17 protein-coding genes and 5 pseudogenes are annotated in these 20,525 nt (G+C 68.8%); 13 read left to right on the forward strand and 9 right to left on the reverse strand.

The window, feature by feature from the left end; all coding sequences use genetic code 11:
- Positions 1–109: 109 nt before the first annotated feature.
- Positions 110–266: pseudogene (locus tag IE109_RS33265) on the reverse strand (ATP-binding protein); the annotation flags it as partial.
- A complete protein-coding gene (locus tag IE109_RS21550; RefSeq protein ID WP_229891388.1) occupies positions 263–610 on the reverse strand; it encodes a hypothetical protein in 348 nt (115 codons plus the stop codon). The pseudogene IE109_RS33265 and the gene IE109_RS21550, both read right to left, overlap by 4 nt.
- Positions 611–848: 238 nt before the next feature.
- Here IE109_RS21550 and IE109_RS33270 point away from each other — a divergent pair, with 238 nt between their 5' ends.
- Both IE109_RS33270 and IE109_RS33275 read left to right on the forward strand, forming a co-directional pair.
- Positions 849–1,160 carry a GNAT family N-acetyltransferase gene (locus IE109_RS33270; RefSeq protein ID WP_229891390.1) on the forward strand — a complete coding sequence of 104 codons (312 nt, stop codon included), beginning with the start codon at positions 849–851 and terminating at the stop codon, positions 1,158–1,160.
- A gap of 56 nt (positions 1,161–1,216) precedes the next feature.
- Positions 1,217–1,397 (forward strand): annotated as a pseudogene (locus IE109_RS33275) (SAM-dependent methyltransferase); the annotation flags it as partial.
- Between the two features lie 293 nt (positions 1,398–1,690).
- On the opposite strand, the gene IE109_RS33280 reads toward IE109_RS33275, so the two are convergent.
- Both IE109_RS33280 and IE109_RS21565 read right to left on the reverse strand, forming a co-directional pair.
- Positions 1,691–2,185, reverse strand: coding sequence for an MFS transporter (locus IE109_RS33280; protein WP_229891392.1), 495 nt, complete (start codon positions 2,183–2,185; stop codon positions 1,691–1,693).
- Between the two features lie 201 nt (positions 2,186–2,386).
- Positions 2,387–3,358, reverse strand: a complete 972-nt coding sequence (locus IE109_RS21565) for a GlxA family transcriptional regulator (RefSeq protein ID WP_229891394.1) — start codon at positions 3,356–3,358, stop codon at positions 2,387–2,389.
- A 132-nt stretch (positions 3,359–3,490) separates the two neighbouring features.
- Here IE109_RS21565 and IE109_RS21570 point away from each other — a divergent pair, with 132 nt between their 5' ends.
- From IE109_RS21570 to IE109_RS21585, 4 genes are all read left to right on the forward strand, one after another.
- Complete coding sequence (locus tag IE109_RS21570) at positions 3,491–3,946, forward strand: hypothetical protein (RefSeq protein WP_229891396.1); 456 nt, start codon at positions 3,491–3,493, stop codon at positions 3,944–3,946.
- An 859-nt stretch (positions 3,947–4,805) separates the two neighbouring features.
- On the forward strand, positions 4,806–5,414 hold the full coding sequence (locus IE109_RS21575) for a transposase (RefSeq protein WP_229891398.1): 609 nt from the start codon (positions 4,806–4,808) through the stop codon (positions 5,412–5,414).
- 259 nt (positions 5,415–5,673) lie between these two features.
- Entirely contained in the window at positions 5,674–6,222 is a 549-nt protein-coding gene (locus tag IE109_RS21580) for a YciI family protein (protein WP_189552643.1), read from the forward strand.
- A gap of 64 nt (positions 6,223–6,286) precedes the next feature.
- The gene (locus tag IE109_RS21585; protein WP_189552704.1) at positions 6,287–7,432 is read left to right on the forward strand and encodes a GDSL-type esterase/lipase family protein; all 1,146 of its coding nucleotides are present in this window, start codon (positions 6,287–6,289) and stop codon (positions 7,430–7,432) included.
- A 1,127-nt stretch (positions 7,433–8,559) separates the two neighbouring features.
- On the opposite strand, the gene IE109_RS21590 is transcribed toward IE109_RS21585, so the two are convergent.
- Entirely contained in the window at positions 8,560–8,922 is a 363-nt protein-coding gene (locus IE109_RS21590) for a helix-turn-helix domain-containing protein (protein WP_229891400.1), read from the reverse strand.
- A 769-nt stretch (positions 8,923–9,691) separates the two neighbouring features.
- Between IE109_RS21590 and IE109_RS21595 the strand changes: the two genes are divergently transcribed.
- The 5 genes and pseudogenes from IE109_RS21595 to IE109_RS33890 all read left to right on the forward strand — a co-directional run bounded on the left by IE109_RS21595 (position 9,692) and on the right by IE109_RS33890 (position 15,942).
- The gene (locus IE109_RS21595; protein WP_189552645.1) at positions 9,692–10,297 is read left to right on the forward strand and encodes a hypothetical protein; all 606 of its coding nucleotides are present in this window, start codon (positions 9,692–9,694) and stop codon (positions 10,295–10,297) included.
- A 754-nt stretch (positions 10,298–11,051) separates the two neighbouring features.
- Positions 11,052–12,398 carry a putative antirestriction adenine methyltransferase gene (locus IE109_RS21600; RefSeq protein WP_189552646.1) on the forward strand — a complete coding sequence of 449 codons (1,347 nt, stop codon included), beginning with the start codon at positions 11,052–11,054 and terminating at the stop codon, positions 12,396–12,398.
- Positions 12,395–13,330 (forward strand): ParB/Srx family N-terminal domain-containing protein, encoded by a 936-nt coding sequence (locus IE109_RS21605; protein ID WP_189552647.1) that lies wholly within the window; start codon positions 12,395–12,397, stop codon positions 13,328–13,330. The genes IE109_RS21600 and IE109_RS21605 overlap by 4 nt, the downstream gene beginning before the upstream one ends.
- Positions 13,327–13,830 carry a hypothetical protein gene (locus IE109_RS21610; RefSeq protein ID WP_189552648.1) on the forward strand — a complete coding sequence of 168 codons (504 nt, stop codon included), beginning with the start codon at positions 13,327–13,329 and terminating at the stop codon, positions 13,828–13,830. Before IE109_RS21605 ends, IE109_RS21610 begins: the two co-directional genes overlap by 4 nt.
- Before the next feature lie 1,103 nt (positions 13,831–14,933).
- A pseudogene (locus tag IE109_RS33890) lies at positions 14,934–15,942 on the forward strand (transposase).
- A gap of 91 nt (positions 15,943–16,033) precedes the next feature.
- Here IE109_RS33890 and IE109_RS21620 read toward each other — a convergent pair.
- Positions 16,034–16,867: an NAD(P)H-binding protein gene (locus IE109_RS21620; RefSeq protein WP_189552649.1), complete on the reverse strand. Its 834-nt coding sequence runs from the start codon at positions 16,865–16,867 to the stop codon at positions 16,034–16,036.
- Between the two features lie 572 nt (positions 16,868–17,439).
- Positions 17,440–18,573 carry a hypothetical protein gene (locus IE109_RS21625; protein ID WP_189552650.1) on the reverse strand — a complete coding sequence of 378 codons (1,134 nt, stop codon included), beginning with the start codon at positions 18,571–18,573 and terminating at the stop codon, positions 17,440–17,442.
- 87 nt (positions 18,574–18,660) lie between these two features.
- On the opposite strand from IE109_RS21625, the gene IE109_RS21630 reads away from it, so the two are divergent.
- Positions 18,661–18,798, forward strand: coding sequence for a hypothetical protein (locus tag IE109_RS21630; protein ID WP_189552651.1), 138 nt, complete (start codon positions 18,661–18,663; stop codon positions 18,796–18,798).
- A gap of 450 nt (positions 18,799–19,248) precedes the next feature.
- Here IE109_RS21630 and IE109_RS21635 read toward each other — a convergent pair whose 3' ends face one another.
- Both IE109_RS21635 and IE109_RS33290 read right to left on the reverse strand, forming a co-directional pair.
- Positions 19,249–19,632, reverse strand: coding sequence for an SH3 domain-containing protein (locus tag IE109_RS21635; RefSeq protein ID WP_189552652.1), 384 nt, complete (start codon positions 19,630–19,632; stop codon positions 19,249–19,251).
- Positions 19,633–20,071: 439 nt separating this feature from the next.
- A pseudogene (locus tag IE109_RS33290) lies at positions 20,072–20,234 on the reverse strand (restriction endonuclease); the annotation flags it as partial.
- 131 nt (positions 20,235–20,365) lie between these two features.
- Here IE109_RS33290 and IE109_RS21640 point away from each other — a divergent pair.
- Positions 20,366–20,509: pseudogene (locus IE109_RS21640) on the forward strand (transcriptional regulator); the annotation flags it as partial.
- Positions 20,510–20,525 lie beyond the last annotated feature (16 nt).

Genomic DNA, 20,525 nt, shown 5'->3' on the forward strand with positions numbered 1-20,525 from the left:
CGATCTCCAACAGCACCTGCGTGGGACCAGGTCAACGACTTTCGTCGGTGCATTGGAGAGGGCCGGGGCGGCCCCACCGGTTGAAGGGCTCACGTGGTGGGTGGGCAAATCCGGGGTCGTCGCTGACGACGCCGCGCAGGCCGTCGAGGGAGAGGACCTGGGAGGCCAGGCCAGGTGCGGGCCAGCATCGACTTGCCCGCACCGGAGGCGCCGATCAGCACGATCAACCCGTTCTCCGGCAGCTCCGGGTGCAGCACCGAGGTCATTCGACGTCTCCCTGCGGGTCGAGGGCGCGGGCAGCCCAGTTCAGGCGCTGCCCGGCGTTGTCGGTGATCAGGGCGGCGGCATCATGCAGGGGGCAGGAGGCGTCGCCGTCGCGGTCCGGCTCGATCTGTTCCGCCCGGCGCGCTACGGTGCTGACCACCTGGGAGAGCATCGAGAAGAGGCCGGGGACGTCGATGTCCTCCTGGGGCTCGCGCAGGAGCGCGGCGAGCTCGCGGGCGTCGACGTCGTCGGCGTTCAGGTCGTCCTGAACCTGAGGGCAAGCTGGGCGATGCGAGCGAGGCGCGCACCCGGTCCACGCTTGCTCTTCACAGGGAGACGCGTTCATGATCGTCGCATGACCGGGCACTCGGTGACCTTGGACGAGATCGTTTTGGAGGACTGGCCGGCCGTTCACTCGTGGGCGTGCCTTCCGGAGGTGTGCCGCTATCAGTCCTGGGGGCCGAACACAGAGGTTCAGACGCAGGACTTCGTGGCCTCCGCGGTCAAGGTGTGGTCGGGCACCCCTCAGCGCCGGTTCCCGTTTGTCGCTCGTGTCGGTCGGGCTGTGGCGGGCTGTGGCGGGCATGGGTGAACTGCATGTCCGTAGCCATCAGCAGCGCCAGGGCGAGATCTCATACATCGTGCATCCCCGGGTAGGGGGGCAGGGCATCGGCACGGAGATCGGTCGCCGGCGGCCCGCGTACGGGTTCGACGAGCTGGGGCTTCATCGGATCTATGCCACCTGTCACCCGAGGAATCTCGGCTCCTCCCGAGTGCTGTCCAAGATAGGTATGACGTATGAGGGGCGCATGCGCCACACGGCGCTGCTCCGCGACGGCTGGCGAGACTCGATGGTCTTCAGCATCCTCGAAGGGGAATGGCGCTCCACTGCGTAACCCCGCCGGCGGGGTCTTGTCGTCAACCAACAAAGCCACTCTGATGGACTCATGCCATGACGACGCTGCTGTCCCGCATGTTTCGAGCACGTGCAAAGTTCCATGCCCCCCTGGGACCACAATCCCCACTACCAGCGGCGGATCCTGCGCCGGCTCCCGAGACGCTTCAACAGCGCCCTGGACGTCGGATCCGGCAGCGGTGACCTCGCCAGACTGCTGGCCTCACGAGCCGGAGCGCGGCGCCGCTTCCTGCGCCTCCTGGGCATCAGCGGCTCCAGGCGCCGGGCAACCGGTCGGGGCGCTGCGGGTAGCGGGGCCGGGACGCTGCGGGCGGGCCGGCCGATCCGGCGTCGCGGGCGGGGGATAAGCACGAGTGATCTCCTCCAGTCGTCTGTGGGCAGCGTTGCGCCCCGTCGACGTGGTCCTGGTGTCGGCGGGGCGCGGTGGGTGGTGCGTTCGGCCGGGCGGCCTGTCCGGTCCTCGCCCGGCCCCGGGGTGCGGGGCGATCGAGGGCCAGGCAGGGCGACAGGTCAGCGGGCGGTGCGGGAGCGGCGGGTGGCCCACGACCGCAGCCGGTCGTAGCGGGTCGGGTGGGTGTGCCGCCAGGCGGCGGGCCACACGCCGTGTTCGGTCGGGAAGGAGCGGGACGCGCCGCACGTGCATGTCCAGACGTGCGGTTCGGGGCGGGTGTCGTCGCGGGTCGCGGTGACCTTGGCGGGGAGGCCGTCGTGGCTCCCGTGGAAGGTGCCGACCCAGAACTCGGCCTCCTCCAGCGATGAGGACGGCAGTGCGGGGGTGGTGGTGAGGAGGAGCCCGGTGGCGGCGGCGCTGAGGCCGTAGCCGATGCCGCTGCCGGCGTACAGGGCGGAGTAGCCGACGGGGTGGAGGCCGGCGGGGAGTTGTTCGCGGAGGGTGAGGTTGCGGGTGATCAGTACGGCTGCCTGCAGGAGGCCGGTGAGTGCGAGGAGGATGGCGATCACGGCCGAGGTGGGGGCGAGTGCGGTGGCGGTGACTCCGGCGATCATGATGATGAGCAGGAGGGTGTTCTACGGTGCGGGCCAGGTGCGGGCGCCGTAGATGAGGCCGCCGAGGATGCTCGCGAGGGCGAAGCCGGCCTTCGGGTGGGTGCCCCGTCCCGGGTCGGCCTGCGCGGCCGGACGGTGCGGACGCCGACGCAAGGGGCACGGAGGTCGCGCGCTGCTCCACGTCCGCCCGGGCACCGGCGCTCAGTAACGGCGTCCGGCCTGCGTCGCCCGGTAGTGCGACGGCGAGACGCCGTACTGCCGGGTAAACGCCAGCCGCAGCGTCTCCGCGGAGCCGAACCCGCAACGGGCCGCCACCCGTCCCACCGGCAAGGCCGTGGTGGCGAGCAGCTGCGCGGCGGCCTCGGTCCTGGCCTGGCGGACGAATCGGCCGGGCGTCTGGCCTAGGTGCTCCAGGAACAGCCGGGTCAGGTGACGTGGGGTCACACCCGCGCGGACCGCGAGCGCGGAGGCGCCCAGGTCGTGTTCCGGATGGCTCGTGACGTAGGCGACGAGCTCGCGCACCACCTCGTTCCGGGGCGGCGGCGCTGCAGTGAACAGGCTCATCTGCGCCTGGTTTCCCGGCCGCTGGAGGTAGGTGACGAGGTTCCGGGCGACTTGGCGGGCCAGGTCGGGGCCGTGGTCCTCCTCGATGAAAGCGAGCGTCAAATCCAGCGCACTGGTGATGCCGGCCGCCGTGGCGACGTTGCCGTCGCGGACGTAGATCGGGTCCGGGTCCACGGTCACCGCCGGGTAGCGGGCGGCGAGTTCGCGTGCGTACCGCCAGTGGGTCGTGGCCCGGCGACCGTCCAGCAGACCCGCCGCGGCCAGAACGCTCGCACCGGTGCACAGCGACGCCACCCGCCGGCTCTCACTGGCCAGCCGACGGACGTGGCTGACCAGCCGCTGATCCGCGGCGGCCCTCTCGTGCCCCAGGCCACCCGAGACGACCAGAGTGTCGAGCGGGCCGGTCAGCCGCTCCAGCGGCTGCCGGCTCAGCAAGGTCAGCCCCGCCCCGCACGTGATCGGGTTGCCACCCGGACTCACCACGGTGACCCGGTACGGCACGGCGGGCTCACCGAGCCCGTTCGCCATCGCCAGGCTGGTGGAGACGCACGAGATGTCCAGCAGCTCGGCCGAGTCATAGCCGACGATCACGATCAACCGGTCGTCCACACGGGTGACCCTAGGCGCTAAAGACGACCAGCCCAAGGTTTCTGACATTTACTCAGCGACCGGGGGCCCGGCGGGCCGCCAGGGCGGAGACTCAGGACCATCACCGACACCATCATCCGGGGGGACCGCACGATGACCGACACCGCACGCGACGACACGACCGGCCCGAAGCGGTCCGCGCCCGCCCGCCTGCTGATTGCGGCCGGACACCGCTGGCCCACCCTGCTCGCCGTCGCCCTGGCGGTCGCCACCTTCGCGGACGGGCTGCCCGGCCTCGCCTTCCTGGCCTGGCTGCTGTTTGTCATGCCCGTCTGCTACCTGCTCTTCGGAGCCGCCCGCGGCGAGTTCCGGCCGCGGGGCGCACTCGCCCGCCAGCTCTACGGGCTGCTCGCCTTCGGTACCGTCGCCCTGCTGGCGCTCGCCCTCGACGACACCCTCGCGCGTTATCTCCTGGCAGCGGGCTGGCTCGGCCACGCAGCCTGGGACTTCGCCCACCGCCGCACCGGCCGGGTGGTGCCACGGGCCTGGTCCGAGTGGTGCTGCGTCGTCGACCTGCTGGGCGCCGTCGCCCTGCTCGCCCTGGCGTAGCCGGCGCACCGGCGCCCGTCATCTCCGCATCAGCTCTCAGGGTCCACGTCGCCGACGAGCCAGGTGAGCATCGTGGGCGGGCGTCGAAGTGGCCGTCGTGTCCGGCCTCCGCCTGCCTGGTCAGGACCGAGTCGAGCACCAACCGGTTTCCGTACTTGCGCACCCCGCCGCCCTTTCGCTGGTCACACACGGAAGAAGCGGCTGGATGATCTCCCACGCCTCCTCGCGCAGGCTGATGGATAGCATGAGCCGCTTACGGCCTCGGAATTGTCACACCGGCACACACACCACGTGATCATTCCGGGGCCGTTGCCATGCCCGACGACCAAGGCTCAGTCACGCGCCGCTCACGATCGGCCACCCGACAGGCTCTCAGGCAGGGGGACAGGTCGAGAGGGCGGCCGCTCGCCTGCCCTGTGCTGTGCGTGCGTTTGACCGGCCGCGCGGGCCGGGAGTGGCGGCCGAGGGCGCGTCCGACCCGTGCGGCAGCGCACGCCTCGCGTGTCGACGGCCTTCCGAAGCGGCCGAGCGGCAGCACCGTGCACATGCGCGGGCTTCACGGGCGTCCAGCCGCGGACGGGAGGCATCTCCGACGCCGGTCACCTCGTGGCTGGTGCGGTTCGCCTGCTGTCCGATGCCGAGCAACTCCCGTGTGGTGCCTTCGGTCGGGCGACGGCATGAGTGGGCGCGCGTTCCGCCAGGTCGCGGCGCGCCTGTCGAACCTTGATCCGACATCTCGAACTCACGTAGCGCTTTGAATCCTGATCGCTGGGTGATTTCTCTTGGGTCGTCATGAGTGGTGGAGTCTGCGGCGGCCCAGGCGTCAGGCCGTCGAGCGGGACGAGTCCGAGATCGCCCGATGGGTCGCCCAGGAGTGGCCACGCATGAAAGGGGGGCGGTGAAGAAACGTGCCCGGATCCAGTCCTTCGACGAATCAGGCGTTCGCTGCTGCCCGAGGTACGTCGCACCTACGCACCCCCGCGGCCGCACTCCGCTCTTGCGGCACCGGCTGAACTGGACAGGAGCCGGGATGGCTGCCGCCCTGGGCTATCACGCCGCCGACCCCGAACGCGGCCCGCGGCTGTGCTTCCCCCTCAAGCCGGGCAGCACCACTTCCCTGATCGAGGTGCTGGAACAGATCAAGACCTTCTACGCCGGTGAGTCGGTGGTGTTGGTAGGGGACGGACTGTCCGCCCACTGGAGTCGGGGCATGCGGGCCTGGGTGGCCGAGCGGGACTGGCTGACGCTCGAGCGGCTGCCGGCCTACGCACCCGAACTCAACCCGGTCGATCTGCTGTGGTCGGCCATCAAGACCTGCGAGCTGGCCAACCTCGCCGGCGACCACCTCGCCGATGTGGCTGACGCAGCCGAACGTGGCATCCACCGAGTCTGCTACAGCGAGCAACTCCCGTGGTCTTTCCTCACCCACACCGGCCTGGCCATTCATCCCCAACCACCAAAGAACTAACGAAAAATTCAGTAGAAGAGTGTTCTGTCCTGGTGATGGTGTTTGGGCGGCTGTGGGCCGACCTGAGCTGGGGATGTCGGCGCCGGACGCTGTTTTTGTCACTCGGCTGCGGAGCAGCCGTGTGGGCATGCCACTTGGTTGTGAGCGCGCGGCGTGATGGCTACGCCGTTACACGGGATGCGGCCTCGTTTGGAGCGCTGGATCAGCGTTGCCAAAAGCCAGTTGAGATGGTGCCTTTAATGGGGAAGGGTCTGTGGTCATGGAGTTCTTCTGCTATCACCGTGACCGGCCCGGCTCCCTCGCGTTACGCGAGGAGTTGCTGGAGGAGCACTGGGCCTACATGGACCGGCACGCGAAGGAGCTGATCGCTCGCGGCCCGACCTTCGCCGATGATGGTGAAACATCCACCGGCAGCGTGCACATCGTCGACCTGCCGGATCCCGCTGCCGCCCGCGCGTTCGCCTTCGACGAGCCCAACTACCAGGCGGGCGTGTACCGGGATGTGCTGCTGCGCCGGTGGCGCAACGTGCTGGGGCGCACCATGTGGGATTTCCCCGGTGGCCGGACCGATGGCAACAGGTACCTGGTGCTCGGGCTCGGCGAGGGCCCCGCCGCCGACCTTGCCCTGCCGCTCGACCGGAACGAGCTGGTCGCGTACGGGCCGCTGCTGTCGGACGACGGCGACACCTGGCTGGGTACGGCGGTGCTGCTTAGGGCCCCGGATCCGGACACGGCACGAGCCGTCCTGAATCCGGACCGGTACGCGGACGTCGAGGTCCACGACTGGGAGTTCGGCGGGCGTCGATGAGTCACGAAGGCACCGGGTTGACGTTATCTCCGGAGCACATTGACCTGGGACAGGAGTGGTGACGATGGCGCTGCGGGCGGTTCCGCTGGTGGGCGGGCCGGTGGAGGTACGAGGTGCGTTGGACCTGGAGACCACACAGGCAGGGGTGATGCCGCGCCGGTTGCCCGCGTGGACCAAGGAGCAGTACCAGGACCCGTCGGTCTACGGGGTGACCGTGATGCCTTCAGGGGTGCGGCTGGTGTTCCGCACCGATGCGCGCGCATTGGAGTTCGAGGTACTCACCACCACCGGCCAGCTCGACTCCGACCCTCACCCTCGCCCGACCGGGATGCTGGAGTTGCTGGTGGACGGCGCCTTGGCCGGGCGTCAGCAGGCGCCGGTGGGCAACGTGCTGCGGATGGCGGGCCCCGGGGCCGTCCAGCGACTCATCCCGGGCGAGCCAGGGACCGTACGGTTCACCGGGCTGCCAGCCGGCATGAAGGGCGTTGAGTTGTGGTTGCCACAGCAGACCCCAACGGAACTGGTGGCACTGCGCGCTGACGGTGACGTGCTGACACCGCTGCCGGACGGGCGGCGCCGCTGGGTGCACCACGGCAGTTCCATCAGCCACTGCATCGAGGCTGACGGCCCGACCGGGACCTGGCCGGTGGTGGCGGCTGCGCTCGGAGGGGTGGAGGTGATCAACCTCAGCCAGGCGGGCAACGCGCTGCTGGATCCCTATGTCGCCCGGACGATCCGCGATACGCCCGCAGACCTGATCAGCCTCAAGGTGGGCATCAACATCGTGAGCCTCTCCGCCTATCGACTGCGGACGTTCGGCCCGGCGGTACACGGATTCCTGGACACGATTCGGGATGGACACCCGGACACCCCGCTGCTGTTGATCTCTCCGGTGAGCTGTCCGGCCCTGGAGGAGGCCCCCGGCCCGACCGCGACCGGCCCGGGCGAGAAGCTCGCTGCCCTGGGCGACCCGGCCGATGTGGCCGGCGGGGCATTGTCGCTGGCGGTGGTCCGTTCCGAGCTGGCCCGGATCGCTGCGGCACGGCAGGCGTCCGATCCCCACCTCCACTATCTCGACGGACGCGAGCTGCTCGGCCCGGACGAGGCAGATGACCTGCCCGACGGCCTTCACCCCACCGCCGCCGCATACCGTCGAATGGGCAAGCGCTTTGCAGCCCACGCCTTCGCGACCCACGGTCCCTTCCGCTGAGTGAGCTGGGCTCCACACCCCGCACCAGGTGCCGAGCTTCCACGCTCTTTCGGCCGGGGATTCAGGCCACTGCTCGCCGCCGATGTCGGGTGGATCTGCTTGTGGAGGCCGGGCAGGCGGCCGCCCGGGTGCGTCAGGCCGCAGTGGCCTGTGCACTCGCAGCGGTCGGCTGCCCGCTGGTACCGGATCCGCGTGCTGATCTCGTTCCAGTCGCGCGGGTACCGGTGCAGGTTCTCGGGACGGATGGGCGCGGTGGCTCCGTTACTCGCCGCTGGCGGCCTGGCGGTGCTCGAAGGCTTCGAGCAGTTGGCCCAGGTCGTTCGGCTCGGGCACGGTGCCGAACAGGTGCCGCCTTCGGTGAACACGTCCACGTCGGTGGTGTCGGCGTCGAAACCAGCAGACGTACGGCCCCTACCACTCGATGAGGGCCGTGGCAACGGTGGCCGAGTCCGACATCAGCGGCGCGGTCTCCAGCACGGTGAGCGCGGCGACGACCATCCACATCCGCTCGTCCGGCGTGCGGGGCGGCCGGAGGTAGCCGGTGACGCGGAGCTTGTCCCCGGGGAGCAGGTCGCTACGTCGAGAGCGGCGAAGAGGGTGGTGGTGCCGGCCCGGACTACGTCCGGCCTGGTTCGGGGCCGTCCGCGGCGTTACGGCCTTCAGTCGGCCCGGGCGTGCGCTGTGCGGACCCGGCCGTGTGCGCGGCGGGGCTCAGGAAGGTCCACGGATGCTGGGAGGAGTCAGGCGGGCGCCGCACCAGCAAATGGCTCCTTCGTGCGGTTGGCGGATGCCGAGTTCACTGAGGACGGCCCGTATGGCCAGGGCGGAGTCTTCCGGGGTGAGGCTGGCCGGGATGGTGATCTCGTTGGTGTCGCTGTCCCAGGGCCGGATGACGCGGGCTGCGGTCCGGATCCGTACGCACATGCACAACCCCCAGTGAGCAGCGGACTCGGCCCTACCTTCCTTTTGTGTGGAGAAAGGCGGTGCGTAGTCATCCGTGACTGACGGTAATGGGAGATGGGTGAATCCTCGTAGCGCCAGATGGGCGAAACCCCGACTGTCTGACGGCTCACATGGACCGCAGTGACGTTTTTCCCGGTGCAAAGGCGGCGGGAGGCTTCGATGCTTCAGCTTTGATGGTTGTGCTCGGCGACAGCCCTCATCTGGATTTCGAAGGTTTCCTGTTGCTCTGAGGTAAGTTCCGCGAAGAGGGCAAGCAGGCGCGTCTCCGCATCGGGGCCCAGGGGGCCGGGCACCTTACGGCCGGCGGCGGCGAAGACCTGCTCGACGGTGAACTTGGGAAAGGCCTCGGCCAGCCTGCGCAACTTGTCCGGGTGCGGTCCGCGCCCGCCCGCTCGCTTGTGATTGACCCATTTGTTCACGGTGGAGACATGGACGTCGATCCGGCGGGCGATCTCAGAGTCGGAGACGTCGTACGTCTCCTTGATGTGCTTGACGAGTGCGGCGAGATCCTCGGGCGGCGTGTCCACGGGCCCAGGATCGCGCCCGGCTTTTGTCTTCCGCAAGTCATGGGCTTCCGTGCCTCTTCGACGGGCTCTCGGGGCAGTCGCCCTCAACCCGGTAGGCGCCCGTTCGCCTTCCTGGTCCGCCATCGACACACAAGAGAACGCGGGGGAGGGGGTGTGAAGCGCACACCCAGGGTAAGACTGTGAATGTAGAAATGTCTCACCTCGTTCCGGCCGACCGAAAGGCGTGCGGCACTCCAAGCCAAGCCACGCCTCTTGGAGACCACACTCTGTGACCGTGAGGGCGAAGAGGTGGCCCACCTCCCCGTTCGCGACACATCCAGACGAGCGACCGGGCGCGGCGACCCCGCGACGTGCGGCGCTCTCGCGCCCATACCTGCCTATCGGGCATGCCGGCTTCCAGACCGACCGTTTATCCCGTCCGGGCGGCACGGCCGGGACACCTGGGCCCCGGGCGGCTCTCTCGGGCCGACCGGCTGCACCGCCCTCACAGCAACCTCGACCTAATGGTCGCCCCGCAACGCTTTCGCGACCACTGCCGGCCTGGCACCAACAGCCTCGCTCCGCACCTGAATCACTCAGCGAGGTCCCTGCACATCCCTCCTGCCGCCCCGGAGTGATTCTCCGCCCTGCACATGCCTGCGCAGGGCGGCGCTCTCGGCCCGGCGCCCCAACACCAGGGAGAGCGATGAACATCCCCCGGCCCCCCCATGTATCAGACGCCATCGCCCACCTCGTTGGCATTGCCCGTGACTGGCCTCTGCTCGCGGAGATGCTCACCACCCATCACGGCGGCCCGTTCCCACCGGCAGCCCGGATGAGTGACTACCTGCGTCAGCTCGACGACCTGGACGCCGAAGAGACCGAAGCCGCGTGCCGCCGCAAGACCGCTGATCGGGCAGCCGACCTCACAGCGATCCCCCTTGGAGCCCGGCCGGTGCCGATCAGGCTCTCCATCCTCGACACGCAGCGCACGGTCGAAAAGGCGCTGCTCGCCCTCGCCGACCAGGTGGCCGCCGACACGCACAGGGCGCCTCTTCCCGTCCGCCCCTCCAGCTTCGCCGCTTCCACCCCGCGCCACTGGCGCCAACAGCACAGAGTCAGCCGCAACGCGCCGACGGCCGCACTATGGCTACAGGCCCGCCTGCTGGAAACTCCTGCGCTCTCCGAGATCCGCGTGCAGCAGATCACCTTCGTCGCCGCGGGAGCCGCCCACCGCATCGACCGGGCCCTTAACCTGGCGCGCTTGCAGACTCCGCTTAACCGGCCCTGCCCCCAGTGCGCGGCCCCGGACGGCCTGTTCATCGAAGGCGGAGACGGTACCGAGCCCGCCGTCTGGTGCGCGCACTGCAGCTGGCGCCGCACGGCACCGGCCTGACCCGGTCTGGGCCCCTCCCGCCGGAATGCCCGGACCGCCGGGAAGGCGCCTGACGTGCCAAGAGCGCCTCAAGGAGCCGAGCCAGCAGGCCGTCCGGCCGCACCCTGCCGCGCAGCTACGCCGAAAACGGAGCACACCCGGCCGGGACTCTCCTCCGGCGTTCCCGGCCAGGGTGAAGCGATGCTGCTCGGGCGGCGGGGAGACACCGCTTGATGACACGCCCTTCTATGATCGCCTGAAACATCGCCGACCTCCCATTAATGTTACTTATCGTGACCTGTTGACCTCGCCGCGTCACACGTCGCATGATGGAACCACGCCCGGCGTGCCCGGACCCACACCGACGCAGGCCCCCGTGTAAACACCGGGGGCCTGCCGCGTGTTCGGCTGTCGATCCCCGTGATGACCGGAACGGCATCGACAGCGCTCTCCCTGCCACCCTCTCGCGCCCACAGCGCCAGCCATCGCCTCGCATCGTCGGCGCCCGGCGCGCTACGCGTCGCCGACGGCCACGCAGATACGTCGCCCGAATGAACCGAACGCCACGCTGACCCCAGCTCTGACCTCGGCCGGAAGAAAACATCCTTCCCGCTTCCGGAATCCCAGCTCACCTGGCAACCACGTACACGCTCGACCAGCGAAGCGAAAGGCTTCCTGGCCGAGCTCCGCACTCTCCCACCCCGCCCGGAGGCACATCCGCAATACAGCGCACGCCCCGATCCAGACCCCACCTTCCTGCTCAAAGGCGGTTGTCATGTTCCAAGGCACCATCCCCGGCCCTATGCGGTCCATCGTCTACGAAACGGCCGCGACCTGGCCCACCCGGCACGGGCTGTGGATCCCGTGCGCAGGCAACTTCACCATCGAACGCAGTGTGGCCGGCCTCGGCTTTCCCCTGCACAGCAGCGACGTCTCCATCTACTCCAGCGCGATCGGCCATTGGCTGTCCGGCCGACCCTGCGGGGTGCGGCTGCGAGAGGAGGCCGCCGACCTGGCCTGGATGAGGGAAAGCCTGGACGATGCGGCCGGGACGGTCGCCACACTGATGCTGAGCACCCGATTCCTGCCCTCCAGGGCCAAAGCCCTCGTCGGCCACCGCTGGCACCAGAGAGTCGTCGAAGCCTACCGGCAGCAATGGCAACGCCTCCATGCACACACGGTGACACGGCTGAACAGGATGACACTGCGCCTGGACAGCTACCACGCCCAGGACATACGCGCCTGGCTCACGCGCGTCCCACCCACCGCCCCGGTCTGCTCCTTCCCCCCGTTCTACAGCGGCGGGTACGAAACGCTGTACGCTCCGCTGGAGGCCGCCTTCACCTGGGACGCCCCCACCTACACCCTCCTGGACCAGACGGCCATCACCCACGTGCTGGACACCATCACCGACCGGCCGCACTGGCTGACCGCCACTATGCACGAAGTCCCGGAACTGAAAGCCCACCTGCGCGCCACGATCAAAGCATCGCCCCGTGCCGCACCGTTCTACGTCTACGCCGCGGCCCGCAGCCGCATCGTGGCACCCCGCCAATCCCTGCAGCCCGTTTCCGCCCCCCGCCTGTCGAACGGCGTGCTGACCGGCGACCTCAGTCTGGCCATCCTCACCTCCCCGCAATTCAACGCACTGCGCTCGCAGTACCTCAACCCGAACATTCCGCCCGGCCAGGCGCTGCTGGCAGTCGCGGTCCGCGACGCCGGCCGGATCATCGGCGTCTTCGCCTTCAACCGACCGAAGTTCGACCCCCACACCGCCTACCTGATCACCGACTTCCCCGTCGCACCCACCCGCTACAGGCGCCTGGCCAAGCTCATCCTGCTCGCCGCGACCAGCCGCGAGGCCCAGCTCCTCATGCAGCGCTCACTGAGCTGTCGCATCACCGCCCTGGCCACAACCGCCTTCACCCAGCGCCCCGTGAGCATGAAATACCGCGGGCTGTTCCACCTGGCCGCCCGCACCGCCAGCACCGATCCCACCTGGCGCTACCAGCTCCACTACACCCGCACCATCGGCGACCACACCCTGGCCGACAGCTGGACCACCTGGTCCGCAAGGTGGGCAGCCCCCTCCCGAACACCGCGCAAGGAGGCCTCCCAGTGACCACGCCCCTCACCCCCCGCTACGTCGAAGGCAACCCCCGCGACCTCACTCTGCTGGACATCAATGCCCGGTTCATGACACACGAGCAGTACACACGGCTCGTAACCAACGTGCGTGCCGACGGGGCACTGACCTCCACCCCACTGGTCTGGCACGACCTCACCAGCGGCCGACGGATCGTGCTGTCGGGCAACCACCGCACAAAGGCGGCGATCGACGCCGGACTGCCGCGTATCGGCTGGCTCGAGATCGACCAACCTCTCACCCGGCAACGACAGATCGCCCTTCAACTCGCCCACAACGCGATCACCGGACAAGACGACCCCGCGACGCTGCGGGAGCTCTTCGATGAACTGCAGAACCTCACCGCCCGCCACTACAGCGGCTTGGACGACAAAACCCTGCGCCTATTGGACACCGTCAGCGTGGAGAGCCTGACCGAGGCGGACCTGGACTACACCAGCATCCAGGTGCTGTTCCTGCCACCCGAACGCACCGCCGCCGAAAAAGCCCTCATGGCCGCCACGGCCATCGCTGCCGCAGACGCCCGCTGGCTGGCCGGCACCGCCCAGTACGAACCACTCCTGGACGCCCTGCAGACAGCCACCTCGGCATACAACGTCAGGAACACCGCCACCGCCCTCGCCCTGGTACTGGCCGTCTTCGAAGCACACCTGGAGGACCTGCGCGAAGGCTGGTACGACTCGCAGACCCACGAAGCGCGACACCACGGGAGCGTGCCGATCGAATCACTCCTCGGCACACGCACCATGCCCGCACCCATCGCAGCCGTGGTCGCCAGAGCCCTGGACAAGGCCGAAAGCACCGGAGATATCGCCCCCGGTGAAAACTGGCGCGTCCTGGAGCGGTGGGCGGCAAGCTACCTCACCCACCAGACACACCCCCACGGACACCAGGAGACCGACCGATGACTGCTGCACAGCCCTGGGAACCCCAGCCTGACGAATCAGCACCTGCCTTCGAGGCGTTCACCATCTACCGCGATCTCGGCCCCCTGCGTTCAGCCACCAAAACCGCCCGGCAACTGGGGAAATCACCGAGCCTCATGCAACGCTGGGCCATCCGTCACACCTGGTCCACCCGGGCCAGGGCCTGGGACACCGAACAGGACCGGCTGTGGCGGCAGCAACAGAACACCACACGCCGCGACATGGCACGCCGCCACGCCCGCATCGCCGTAGCCGTGCAGGCCAAGGTAGTGGCACGACTCCAGGCTCTGGATCCTCAAGAGCTGTCCCCCCACGAGCTGATGCGATGGCTCAACACCGCAGTAAGCATCGAACGCCACGCCTACGCCATCGGCGGACCCCAAGCCCGCGACAGCGGGCCGATCGACACCCACGGCCGGGATCTCAACCAGGCCATCCGGGGCGAACTCACCACCAGTAATGATCGCGACGACGGACTGTAGACCACCGACACACCGATAGGTTCTCGAGAGTCCCCGGGGGCCCATCGCACGCAGTGCTAGCAGCGGACAACAACGTCTTCCCGCCCGCCTGGTGAGGCGGCCGTACGGAGCCGCTGCTGGACGCCGACCCGGCGATCAGTGCCGCCGGGGTCGTCGACGCGCTCGGCGTCCACCGCAACACGGCGCAGGACGCCCTGACCCGCCTGCGGGCCGAGCGCATCGCCGACGTCCTGCGGGACGACGCCACCGGCACGCTGACGGCCCGCAAGGCGGCCGAGAGGCTCGGTTCCCCGGGCGGGCAGGTACGCCGCGCGGTCACCCTCGCTCAGACCATCCTGCGCGGCCGGCGCGCGGTGTTCTACCTCGCCTCCGTCGCCCGCGCACTGCACCAGGCAGGGTGGAACATCACCGGCACCCCGTCGGACGTCCAGCACCCGAGCCCCCAGGAGTGCACGGCCGTGGTCGTCCTCGACGTGGAGGGCGCGCCGGCCTCGGCCGCACCTGCGTATCTGTCGACAACCGGCACGCCCCCTAAGCTCCCCTGACGGGCAATGAATTCCACTTCCTAGCCGAATTGGTCGTGACCTGGTTCATAGGGGTTCGAAAACAGTCACTCAGTTTGTTCTTTATCTACCAAGATCCACTCTGGACGCGGGCCGCCAGGAGAGCGCCGGGTGTTCCGTCAAACCCACATGAGTGAAACAAGGCATCAGGAACCCACGGCAGTGGCAGACTCGGTGCGTCAGCACTTTGTGGGAAGGGCGTCATGCGTCGAATCATCACCGTCTTCCTTGGCTTTCTTGCGCTTCTCGGTGTCCTCGCGTCACCAGCCAACGCTGTCCCGGACCCAGTGGCAACCATCGACTGTGCCGTTCAAGACGTTACGGGTCTCGTTGACCTGGCCGGTCTGGGAGTGCCCCAAGAAGTTCCGGCCACGGGCTGCCTCGCTCCCTGACCTGAGTCTGTTCTTTTATCCCGGTCTCGCATGGCGTTTTGAACAGAGTTGCTCACCTAGGGGTTTGCCGGACATGGGGGCGGCCTTCGTCTGATCCTGTGCTCCGGCCAAGGTGCACGTGACTACGTCGAAGGCCGTGAGGGCGAGTCTGCTGCCTGATGTTGTGCGGAGGGATGCGTTCGCGGAAGCGTCGCGCTTCCGGGGCGAGTTCTGCGAGTGTCCGACCGCTCGGCGCGATGCGTTTTTCGAGCTGACGGACGCGGTGCTGTGTGCGGACGGGGCGGAAACTCCCGTGGACTTGACGTTGTTGGTCGAACATCGGTGTGGGCAGGGAGCGATGTGCGGCGGTCTGAACCACGGCCGGATCGACGTGGATCGGCTGCGGACGGTGCTGGCCGCTTGCCGCGGCCGCGGTTCGACGGCGGGCGCCTGGTCCTGATCGTCGATGTGTCGCCGTGGCTTCGCTCGGACGCGCCGTGCTCGGCCGAGCGGCTGTTCTGCCACGTCTACGGCCGCGCGAAGACGGCGTCACGGTTCATCCCGGGCTGGCCCTACTCCTTCGTCGCCGTCCTGGAGCCGGGCGCCACGTCCTGGACCGCGATCCTGGACGCGGTCCGGCTCGGACCGGTGGACGACGCCACCGCAGTCACCGAAGCCGACTTGCGGGGAGTCGTTGAACGGCTCATCGCCGTGGGCCAGTGGCAGGCCGGAGATCCGGACATCGTGATCGTCAGTGATGCCGGCTACGACGTCACCCGCCTGGCCTGGGTCCTGCGCGATCTGCCGGTCGAGCTGGTCGGCCGGGTCCGCTCCGACCGTGTCATGCGACTGCCGAAGCTGCCTCGGGTCTACGACCCGAAGGGCGGCCGACCGCCCAAGCGCGCCCGGAATTCCGCTTCGCCAACCCGGAGACGTGGCCCGAGCCCGCGATCACCACGGTCACCGCAGCCACCAACTACGGCAAGGCCGAGACGCAGGCATGGGATCGGGTCACCCCCGGACTCGGATCGGCGCCCGAAGACGCCGGCATCCGCGGCACGCGCGAACGCGCGCTGATCATCGGTGCGGAGCTCCAGATCGGCGCCGGCCCGAGCTGCGGCACCCAGGCCCGTCTGAACGTCACAGGCACCGCTGATCCAGGGGAGAGCGCCCGATGACCGAACCGGCCCGCATCCTGCTTGCCGACGACCACGCACTGGTCCGCCGCGACGTACGCCTCAACGAACGCTCGACACCCGGTCCGGTGTCCTACTCGGAGCCGACGCTCCGGAATGTCGCGGCGTGCGCAGTGGCCCACTGCGCGAAACTCCGGGGAGGGTGGCCGGTGACACGCTCTACCGAAGTCGTCACATCGGCCACTGTGGTGGGCACCGTCGCCCACATGTTCAGCATGAAGTCGATGCCTTCCTCCGGCCACCCCTGAGCCCGCCACAGCTCGCGTGCCTGCCTGTCTGTCAGGTGCGTGAAATGAATCTCGTGGCCGGTTGCCGCTGCGAGGGCGGCGGTTTTGTCGGCCGGGCTGAGTGCCTGGGGGCCGGTCAGGACGTAACTGCGGCCGGCATGCCCGCCATTGGTCAGGATGACGCTGACGACGTCCGCGACGTCCTTCTCGTGCACCGAGGCGGTTCGCCGGTCGCCGTAGGGTTCACGGACCCGCCCCTCGGCGCGGATGGTGTCGCCCCACCCCAAAGTGTTGGACATCAGGTCGATCGGCCAGAGGAATGTCCACTCCAGACTGCTGCCACGCACCGCCTCGTCCAGCTCCTGCCCGTCGCCGGGTGACATGACCGTGATCCGGCGCACGCCCGCCTCGGCGGCCATCGTCAGGATCTCGCCCCCGGTCCGCAGCGGTGCGTGGTCCGCCCCCGTGGTGCTCAGCAGATGAAGGGCGTCGACGCCGTCCAGCGCCGCGGCCAGGGATGACGGCTGCTCCAAGTCGCCTTCCACCAACTCGACACCCGCCGGCGGCCGGGCGACGCCCGCATCGCGGGTCAGCACGCGGACCGTCCGGCCCGTGAGCCGCAACTGTTCCGCAATGTGACGGCCCAGATTTCCCGTCCCGCCGGTCACCAGAATCGTCATTCGGAGTTCCCCTCGCCGAGTTCCGCAGGCATTCCTTCCGAAACGCAACGCTAGGTGGCATTCAGGTCAGTACGTGACCTATTTCCCGCCCGGGAGGCGGTCGAGGGCGGGACACGGCCTGCCCAGACTTCAGCCCAGGTCGCCCCGGGGATCGCAGAACTCGTCAAGAGCCAAGCTCCGGCCGCCCTCACGAACAAGGCGCATCAGGCCTTCCCGGGGCTGCTGGACAGCCCGGGCGGAATGCCGGAGCCGGTGATACCAACCCTGCTGCGTACTGGTGGTGACAGGCCGCGTGCCGACCCGGTGACAACCACCCTGCTTCGTCCGGTGCGCGTAGTACTGGTGGGCCTTGTAGGGCACGCTCTACTCCTGGAAGCTCGCCGGGTCTCCTAAGATCCCACTTGATCATCGCCCCAAGCGCAATAGGCCGAAGGCCCGGTGTGCGCTGCCGGGGCCTTCGGCTCTGCATGGGGAAGGCGTTGCACCCTGGAGTGGCGCTGCTCACCAGGCGACCTTGATCTGACCGCCTAACGGGTGGCGGCCCGCCTCCATACGTGTCGTGTGCTGGGCGGTCAGCCGGTGCAGCCGGTGACGGCCGGGCCGGCACAGTTGCTGGGGGTGTTGTTTTCGACCTTTGCGCTACCGGTGGTTTTCACGCTGCCGTCGTTGTAGATGCCCCCGCCCTGGTAGGCGGTGTTGCCCGTGACGGCGGCCTGGCCTGACAGCGTGACAGTGCCCGTGTGTGTGCCGCCGTTCGGGTTGAAGTCGGTGCCGCTGCCGGTGGGCGAGCCCGGAAAGGTGATGCTGGTGTTGTAGATGCCGCCGCCCTTGTGGGCGGTGTTGCCGGTGATACTGGCCTGGTCTTCCAGGAAGACAGTGCCTCCCTGGTTGTAGATGCCGCCTCCCAGGCCCGTTTCGCCGATCTTGTCGAGTGCGGGGTTGGGCGGGGTGCCAGGCTTGGCCGTATTGCCGGTGACGGTGGCGGTGTCCTTCATGGTGAGGCTGCCCCTGTGGATGCAGATTCCGCCGCCGAGCCCCCCGCGGTAAATGTCGTGCCTGCCATTCGGAAGGTATTCACCGTACGAGGTGTTCGCCGTGACCGTCGTGGTGCCCGAGAGCACCACGTGTCCCCGACGAGAGATGCCTACGCCGGCGCCGCAAGCGTTGCCGCCGCTCCGGCTTGTGTTGTGGTCGATGCGGGAGTCGTGGGCGATGAGTGTGCCGTAGTAGACGTAGATCCCCGCCCCCTCGGAGGAACTCGTGTTGCCGGTCACGTGGACGTTGCGCAGGGTGAGGTGCGGGTACTTGTCCTTCGAGCCACCGCCGCCGAGGGTACCCACCCAGATGCCGCCTTCTTTACCCCCGCTGACGGTCAGGTCCTGCATCGTGACACGGGCACCTTCGAAGATGCCGATGAACATCTTCCCGGCTGCCCCGGCCCAGCGGATCGTCGCTCCGTTGCCTTCGATCGTCAGGTCCTTGCCCTTGACCAACAAACCAGGCTGCATGGTCTTGGCCGTGGTCAGGGTGTACGTACATTTCGCGGCCAGCTTCAGAAGGTGCGGCTTCTCACCCTTGACCCGGGAGGCCGCTGAGAGAAGTGCCTTGGTCTCACAAGGCACCTCTTTAACGACCGGCGTCGGGGCTGCCCCGGAAGCGGGCGCGGCACCGGAGGGCATCGCTGAGACAAGCAGCACGCCCGCCATACCTGCTACGGCACCCAGTGCACGATTCCTTCGGTTCTTCTTCATGGTCGGCTTAACGGCGCATCCTCACGTGAGACACTCCCGTCCGTGAAGCAGCCGGGTGACGGCCTGCGCCAGGGCCACGGTACGGGGCGTTCCATCCATTCAGCTCCGCCGCACCAGCGGTCGCCGCGCGGCGGGGTGCTCCGGCTGCCGGGCAGGGCCGCCCGTCCGGTGCTGGCCTGACGCCCGCTCTCCCTGGTCCGGCTACTCAAAACGCGGTTCCAGGTAGCGGGGACGACGGGCGCGAGGGGGCGGCGACCGGGGCAGGCGGCCGGGCGGCCAGCACGTCCCGGCGGCACAGCTCTTCCAGGTCGGGCAACCCACGATCTGGATGGCGCCCGCTGCTCCCCGGACGGCCCGCCCAGCACACCAGCGGCAGCTTTCAAAACATGGCCTAGGGGGCATGACGGCCCGAGCGCGGGTACGGTCGCGTGGTTCACGGACTGTTTATTCGCGCAATGTCCGGAGAGCGCTCATCGGTATCCGGACATATCGTCGGGAATGACACGTTGACAGTGATGAACTCGGAGACCGGTCGGAGGCAGCGGACAGGCCGCCGGCCGCCGGAGGGACTTCCGGCGGCCGGCGGCCCGTTGAAGGGCTGGGGAACGGTGTCCTGGGCGCGGGTCCCTGTCACTCGCAGGGATAGCTGGTGATGCGGACGGTGTACGCCGAGGCGACCCAGCGGTTGGTGCCCACCTTGCGGAAGCCGTTGGTGGTGGACGCCGACGCGAGGATCGTGGAGCCGTTGGCGTAGGACCCGACGACCGAGTAGCCGGTGCCGGGACCGCTGCGGATCAGCAGACCGCCGCTGGCGTTGACCCTGTAGTAGCACTGGGTGGCGAGAACACCGGCCGGCGCGAGCTCCACGGGCGCGCCCGTCGTGCGGGCGGGTGCGGCGGCCTGGGCCGTGAGACCGCCGCCGAGGAGCGCGGCGGCGGACAGGGCCGCCACGGCCGCCGTGCGGGCGGCGGAGCGACGCGGTGACATGGTGCGGCGTGCTGCTGTGACGGTCATGGAATCGATTCTCCTTGCGTCGTCGGTTCTGGGTGCGGAACACGTACGTAGGAGCAGGCCCGGGTCGGCCGAGCGGTGTCACCGCTCAAAGACACCGGAGCCGCGCACCCGGAGCCGCGCACGACGTTAGCGCCATCGGGGCGAAATCAGCCGCCTGACACGAGAACTCCCCAACCGGAACGGGGGAAGTGGCCCGTTCCGGTTGGGCAGTCCGTAGGACGCTGAACCCCCGGGGACGCCCCCTTCAGGCGCCCGGACGGCGTCAGCGCTTGGCGCGCGAACTGGTGCGAGGTCGAACACGTCTCCCGTTGACCAGGGCCAGCCGCACCGCGCCCCAGGGCCTACACGCACTCAAGTGCGATGCCGGGGGGCTGGAGCGGCGGCACCGCACTGGTGTGCGTGTAGGGACTGAGGTCTTGGGCGCCGTCCTCCGGTCGAACTACGTGGCTGCCGATGCGGGTTCGGTGAGGCGGTCCAGCCGTTCGTAGAGGGCCCCGAACGAGGCGGGCGCGGTTCTGGGCGCAGTGGGCGGTGCCCTGTATCGGTTGGGACAGGCGTCCGGCGGCTTCGCGGAGGATGACTTCGGCGAGGGCGCCGCGGCCTCACCAGCTCGTCGCTGAAGTGGTCATGAACTGCCAGGAGGTGCTCCGGTCAGCGGATAACGCGTCGCAACGCCAGACGGCGTGAGCCTGCGAGGCGGTGAGACAACGCCAAGGTGCTGGACAGGCGCGAAGAGCTGGTATCGGCGCAGGTGAAGATCACCCAACCCGGCGAGATCGCCCTGTATCTCCGGGCGTTCGAGCAGCCGCGGAGCATGGCGGTATACGGCGCCGAGGCTCGAGCGCTCATCGTCAGGGCCATCGACGCGCTGGGCTGAGAACGGCAAAGACGCC

Source organism: Streptomyces lavendofoliae, assembly GCF_014649735.1.
Lineage (GTDB): Bacteria > Actinomycetota > Actinomycetes > Streptomycetales > Streptomycetaceae > Streptomyces > Streptomyces lavendofoliae.

What these genes read in the sequence shown, in the direction of transcription:
- IE109_RS33280 (WP_229891392.1), bottom strand. Translation starts at nt 2,185, where the DNA reads ATGATCGCCGGAGTCACCGCCACCGCACTCGCCCCCACCTCGGCCGTG.
- IE109_RS21580 (WP_189552643.1), top strand. Translation starts at nt 5,674, where the DNA reads ATGGAGTTCTTCTGCTATCACCGTGACCGGCCCGGCTCCCTCGCGTTA.
- IE109_RS21625 (WP_189552650.1), bottom strand. Translation starts at nt 18,573, where the DNA reads ATGGCGGGCGTGCTGCTTGTCTCAGCGATGCCCTCCGGTGCCGCGCCC.
- IE109_RS21570 (WP_229891396.1), top strand. Translation starts at nt 3,491, where the DNA reads ATGACCGACACCGCACGCGACGACACGACCGGCCCGAAGCGGTCCGCG.
- IE109_RS21595 (WP_189552645.1), top strand. Translation starts at nt 9,692, where the DNA reads ATGCTCACCACCCATCACGGCGGCCCGTTCCCACCGGCAGCCCGGATG.
- IE109_RS21575 (WP_229891398.1), top strand. Translation starts at nt 4,806, where the DNA reads ATGGGTCGCCCAGGAGTGGCCACGCATGAAAGGGGGGCGGTGAAGAAA.
- IE109_RS21600 (WP_189552646.1), top strand. Translation starts at nt 11,052, where the DNA reads ATGTTCCAAGGCACCATCCCCGGCCCTATGCGGTCCATCGTCTACGAA.
- IE109_RS21635 (WP_189552652.1), bottom strand. Translation starts at nt 19,632, where the DNA reads ATGACCGTCACAGCAGCACGCCGCACCATGTCACCGCGTCGCTCCGCC.
- IE109_RS21620 (WP_189552649.1), bottom strand. Translation starts at nt 16,867, where the DNA reads ATGACGATTCTGGTGACCGGCGGGACGGGAAATCTGGGCCGTCACATT.
- IE109_RS21585 (WP_189552704.1), top strand. Translation starts at nt 6,287, where the DNA reads ATGGCGCTGCGGGCGGTTCCGCTGGTGGGCGGGCCGGTGGAGGTACGA.
- IE109_RS21610 (WP_189552648.1), top strand. Translation starts at nt 13,327, where the DNA reads ATGACTGCTGCACAGCCCTGGGAACCCCAGCCTGACGAATCAGCACCT.
- IE109_RS33270 (WP_229891390.1), top strand. Translation starts at nt 849, where the DNA reads ATGGGTGAACTGCATGTCCGTAGCCATCAGCAGCGCCAGGGCGAGATC.
- IE109_RS21550 (WP_229891388.1), bottom strand. Translation starts at nt 610, where the DNA reads ATGAACGCGTCTCCCTGTGAAGAGCAAGCGTGGACCGGGTGCGCGCCT.